The organism is Litchfieldia salsa (assembly GCF_900104555.1).
Classification (GTDB): Bacteria; Bacillota; Bacilli; order Bacillales; family Bacillaceae_L; genus Litchfieldia; species Litchfieldia salsa.
In genome coordinates, this window is record NZ_FNJU01000029.1 from 8,062 (window position 1) to 12,913 (window position 4,852).

The window sequence follows — 4,852 nt, forward strand, 5'->3', positions numbered from 1 at the left end:
AAATCCAAGTGGAATCCCGCGAAAGAACGAAGGAATCCCACGAACCAAGGTTCCACGTATAGAGCCAGAACCATAATCCCGCGAAAACATCGGTTAATCCCACTAAATCCAAGTGGAATCCCGCGGAAGACCGAAGAAATCCCACGAAATTTGGCGAATTCATTGAACATGATCAACATCATCGATCACAAATAGAATCCTTCCTTAAAGCTAGAATCTAAATGCTCAAACAAAAAAGCAGTAGACCCCACATGTGTGGTTTCTACTGCTTCTCTTCCTTAAAATCAACCTGTGTTACGTAAGCCAGCTGCGATTCCATTAATTGTGAGTAACACTTCTGTGATTAGCTCATCACTAGGTTCTTCTTCCTCACGAAGGGAACGAATTAGTTCGACTTGTAAGTAGTTTAATGGATCTACATATGGATTTCTTCTACGGATTGATTCTTGAATATTTGGATTACTATCAAGTAATTCTTGATCATCACTGATTTTCAAAAGAATATTCTTTGTACGATCATATTCTTCAACGATGTCCCCGAAAATGCGGGAGGCAATTGTTTGGTCTTCGACAAGCTCTGTATATTCCTTGGCAGACATAATATCAGCCTTCATTAGAGCCATTTGAAGGTTATCAATTGTTGACTTGAAGAATGGCCATTTTTCGTACATTTCTTGAAGCATCTTAAGGTTATCTTCGCTCTTGTTAGCAAATGTCGCTAGACCTGTTCCAGATGCATACCAAGCAGGGAAGAGTTGACGACTTTGTGTCCATGCGAAAACCCAAGGAATTGCACGTAGATCTTCAAAACGATTACTGTTTTTACGAGCCATTGGACGTGAACCAATATTCAATGCTCCAAGCTCCATTAATGGTGTGGCTTGGTTAAAGTATGTCAGGAAATCTTTATCCTGGAACACAAGTGATTGATATTTTGCAAGAGATGCATCAGAGATTTCCTCCATTGCTTTTTCCCAAGCTTCTTCACGTGCATAAATCGTATCCGCATCATCAGCAATATGAGCAGCGGCTTTGATCAGGGTTGCTGCTGCTTGCTCTAAGCTACGATGAGCAATCTCTGTTACTAAATAACGAGATGATAATACTTCACCTTGCTCCGTAATTTTCACTCCATCCCCGAGTGTTTCACGTGGTTGGGAGAGAATACTACGATTTAAAGGACCGCCCCCACGACCTAGTGAACCTCCACGACCATGGAAAAACTTAAGGCGAATATTGTATTTACGAGCCATATCATGAATTTCTTTTTGTGCCATAAACAGCTTCCAATTGGCAGTTAATGTTCCACCATCTTTACTGCCATCAGAATAACCTAGCATGATTTCCTGTTGGTCCCCAAGAATTTCAACATGACGACGATAGAAATCCATTTTGAAGAGGGTTTCCATAATTTTTGGTCCTGCGACTAAATCGTCAACTGTTTCAAGTAAAGGCGCTACATTTAAGTGACTTTCCACACTACCATCTGCATGTAAACGATAGATTCCAAATTCCTTGGCTAAAACTAAAACCTCGAGTAGATCACTAGCAGATTGTGTCATGCTTATTAAGTAAACTTCAATAGAACGCTTTCCAAATTCTCTATGTGCGTCTTTAATCAACTTAAAGACTTTTAAAGTTGCTTGTGTTTCCTTTGTATAATCTTCATCTGTAAGCAATACTGGACGAGGATCTTTAAGTACCTTTTCAAGAACCTTTAGTTTTTCAGGCTCAGATAATTGTGAGTAATCTTCAGCAATACTGACCTTCTTGAATATCTCAGCGACAGCTGTTTCATGTTCTCCACTGTGATTTCTAATATCTAGTGTAGCTAAATGGAATCCGAAAAGTTGTACTTGGCGAATAAATTTATTCAACTCTTTTAACTCACGCTCTGATGGCTGATGCTTTTTCGCGCTTTGTTTAATAATCACTAAATCATTTAGTAACTCATCAGAATTAGCGTAACCAAGTTCACTTTTACCGGTTTGTTTCAACTTATGAATGATAATGGCGAATTTACGACGGTAAATTTCGTTTTCTACAATCCAAACTTTATCAGAGGGAAGGCTAGCTTCACCTTTCTCAACTGAATCGATCAATTCATCAGTTACCACAACACGAGTAGTGGAATAGCTAAATTTCTTCATAAGTGCGATGAGCGATTGCTCATATTTCTTCAATACTAATTTTCTTTGTGCTGTTAAGGTGTTCCAAGTGACTTCAGGAGTTACATTTGGATTTCCATCTCTGTCTCCACCGATCCAAGAACCGAAACGAAGGAAGTTAGGAACATCCCAAGAATGACTAGAGAACTTTTCCTTCAGAGAATCTTCTAATTCTTGATGAATATCTGGCAATACATCAAAAAGGGTTTCGTCAAAATAATAGAGTCCATTCATTACTTCATCCATTACTGATGGTTTTCGATAACGAAGCTCATCTGTTTGCCATAAAACAGTTACTTCATTTACTAATTGGTCCTCTAATTGCTGGCGTTCTTTTTTAGTGAGCATTGTATTATCATTCTGTTGGAGAATGGACGCAATTCTCTTTTGAATTTCAAGTACCGTTCGTTTCGTTGATTCTGTTGGATGTGCTGTAATAATTAGCTCTAATGATAGTGAATTTAACAAATCTTTAATGGCTTGCGCTGATACTTCATGTTCTTTTAGTGAATTGACTGCACCTTCTAATGATACTGGTTGAACGATTTCATCTGATTGTAATTGATATTCTCTACGTCTACGAATTCGATGATTTTGTTCAGCAATATTCACTAAATGGAAATATACTGAAAATGCGCGAATGACTTGCTGACGTAATGGTGGTTTAAGAGAACGGATTTCACTTTTAAGTTCGTTATAAGTTTCCGTATTAAATTCCGTTCTAAGATCTTTTGTCATCTTTCGAATGCGTTCAACGATGTTAACAAGTTCAACCCCACCATGATAGACAAGGACTTGACCAAGGATATTCCCAAGATTTTTTACATCACGGCGAAGCGGAGAGTTTGTGATGTTTGTTTTCATTTCTGCTGTCATAATGATGATCACCTTCTTTGATTGGAATGGTTTGTTAATTTAGTATTTTTTAAAATTTCTAATATTTCTAATGGTAGATTTTCTTACAATCACTTACATATTTATAGATTCATTGAAAAATCATAAAGATTTTCAGGGGATGCTTATGGGAATGAGACGAGGGAACTGTTTGGAATAGATCTACCTTGATATACTATTATATAATATTGTCATAAATTCGGCAAATATTCTTGCTAATTGAATATTTCTGACCTTATAAATAATCCTATTAATCTTGCATTCTTTATGTAAAATTGGTCAGAATTTTCACTTTCTACAAGTTATTTGCGTTTGTATTACAGAATCTAAGGTATGATAGATAATTTGAAAAAATCCCCAATCTATAAAATTGATAATAACACCCATAAAGCTCATTCAAATTCCGTAATCTTGTAGTATCAAAATTAAAAAGGGGATTATTATGAAAACAAAACCATTCTTTTATACAGTTTCAACAAGTGTTATTATGGCAGGTTCATTATTTTTTACTGTAGGAACAACTTCAATCTTTGCACAAGAAAATATAAAGACTGTTGAAGAAACAGAAGCAACTGAGGTTGTTGTAGACAGCTCAGAGGACGTACAAGAATCAGAGACGATAAGTACGGATGATCAACTAACTGAGACTGAAGGAAATTCTACTATTACTACTTCTGATCCGACAAATGAAGTTGAAGCTGAAGAGGCTTCAGTGATTCCAGGTGATTTTTTCTATTTTGTGAAAATCATGATTGAAAAAGTAAGATTAGCCTTAACAACGGATGACCATAAGGAAGCTCAATTGTTAGCCGATTTTGCCCATGAGCGTATATCTGAAGCAAATGCATTAATTGCTGAAGGAAAGATGAATGAAGCGACGGAGTTATTGGAATCAGCTCTTGAGTCACAAACACAAGCACAAGAAAAATTGGAAGAGCAAGAAGAAATAGTAACAGATGCTGAAACTGAGACCGAACCTATTGATACTACTGAATTAAATGAGGAAGAGTCTGAGACTACTGAAGAAACGAAGGATGAGCTTGAAGTTAAACTAGGTAATAACATTGATGCATTACTATTAGCTTTGTCTAATGTAGAGAATCCAAAAGCGCAACAAGCTCTAATGAAAAACATTGAAAAATCATTTGCGAAATTAGACAAGAAAATCGAGAAACGTAGTCAAAAAATGAAGGATAACACTGAAGAGGAAACGACAGAAGTAGATTTGGATGATAATCCAGCTGTTGAAGAACCGGAAACTGTGAGTGAGCAAGAAACGGTTGTTGTTGAGGAAGAGACTGTAGAAGTCCAATCGGTTACTACTGAAGAAAATGCAGAAGAGGAAGAAAAGACTCCAGCGGCGGTGGTGAATTCTTCGAAGAAAAATGAAAAGGCAACAGAAATAAAAGGCAATAATGGCAAGTCTGAAGAAGCTAAAATGAACAAAGCGAATCATACTAACAATAATAAAGATGCAAAAGAAGAGAACCAAGGTAAAGGTAAGTCAAAAGAATAACGAAAAAGGATGAGTCTAATAAATAAGGCTCATCCTTTTTTTAAAGATAGGAAGTATAAGATTTTGAACTCAGTTTTAGTGTCTAGCTCCAGCGCCTAGCCCCCTCGGCAAATCACTTCAGAAACCAAGGTTTCCTGCGTGATTCGCCTTATGCATGTCGAGGCTGACCAAGGCGCTTGCGCTTTTCTTTTGTCTAGCTCCAGGCGCCATCGGCTCGGGGTCATAAGCCAATCCGTCTAGAAGGTTAAAAAGCAACCTTCCAGCCGGCTCGTCT

The 4,852-nt window shown here is 37.3% G+C and carries 2 protein-coding genes; one reads left to right on the forward strand and one right to left on the reverse strand.

Annotated elements, in window-relative coordinates:
• Positions 1 to 284: 284 nt before the first annotated feature.
• Positions 285 to 3,044, reverse strand: coding sequence for a phosphoenolpyruvate carboxylase (ppc, locus tag BLQ56_RS23055; RefSeq protein ID WP_090859996.1), 2,760 nt, complete (start codon positions 3,042 to 3,044; stop codon positions 285 to 287).
• 460 nt (positions 3,045 to 3,504) lie between these two features.
• Between ppc and BLQ56_RS23060 the strand changes: the two genes are divergently transcribed.
• Positions 3,505 to 4,578, forward strand: coding sequence for a DUF5667 domain-containing protein (locus tag BLQ56_RS23060; RefSeq protein WP_090859998.1), 1,074 nt, complete (start codon positions 3,505 to 3,507; stop codon positions 4,576 to 4,578).
• Positions 4,579 to 4,852 lie beyond the last annotated feature (274 nt).

What these genes read in the sequence shown, in the direction of transcription:
- ppc (WP_090859996.1), bottom strand. Translation starts at nt 3,044, where the DNA reads ATGACAGCAGAAATGAAAACAAACATCACAAACTCTCCGCTTCGCCGT.
- BLQ56_RS23060 (WP_090859998.1), top strand. Translation starts at nt 3,505, where the DNA reads ATGAAAACAAAACCATTCTTTTATACAGTTTCAACAAGTGTTATTATG.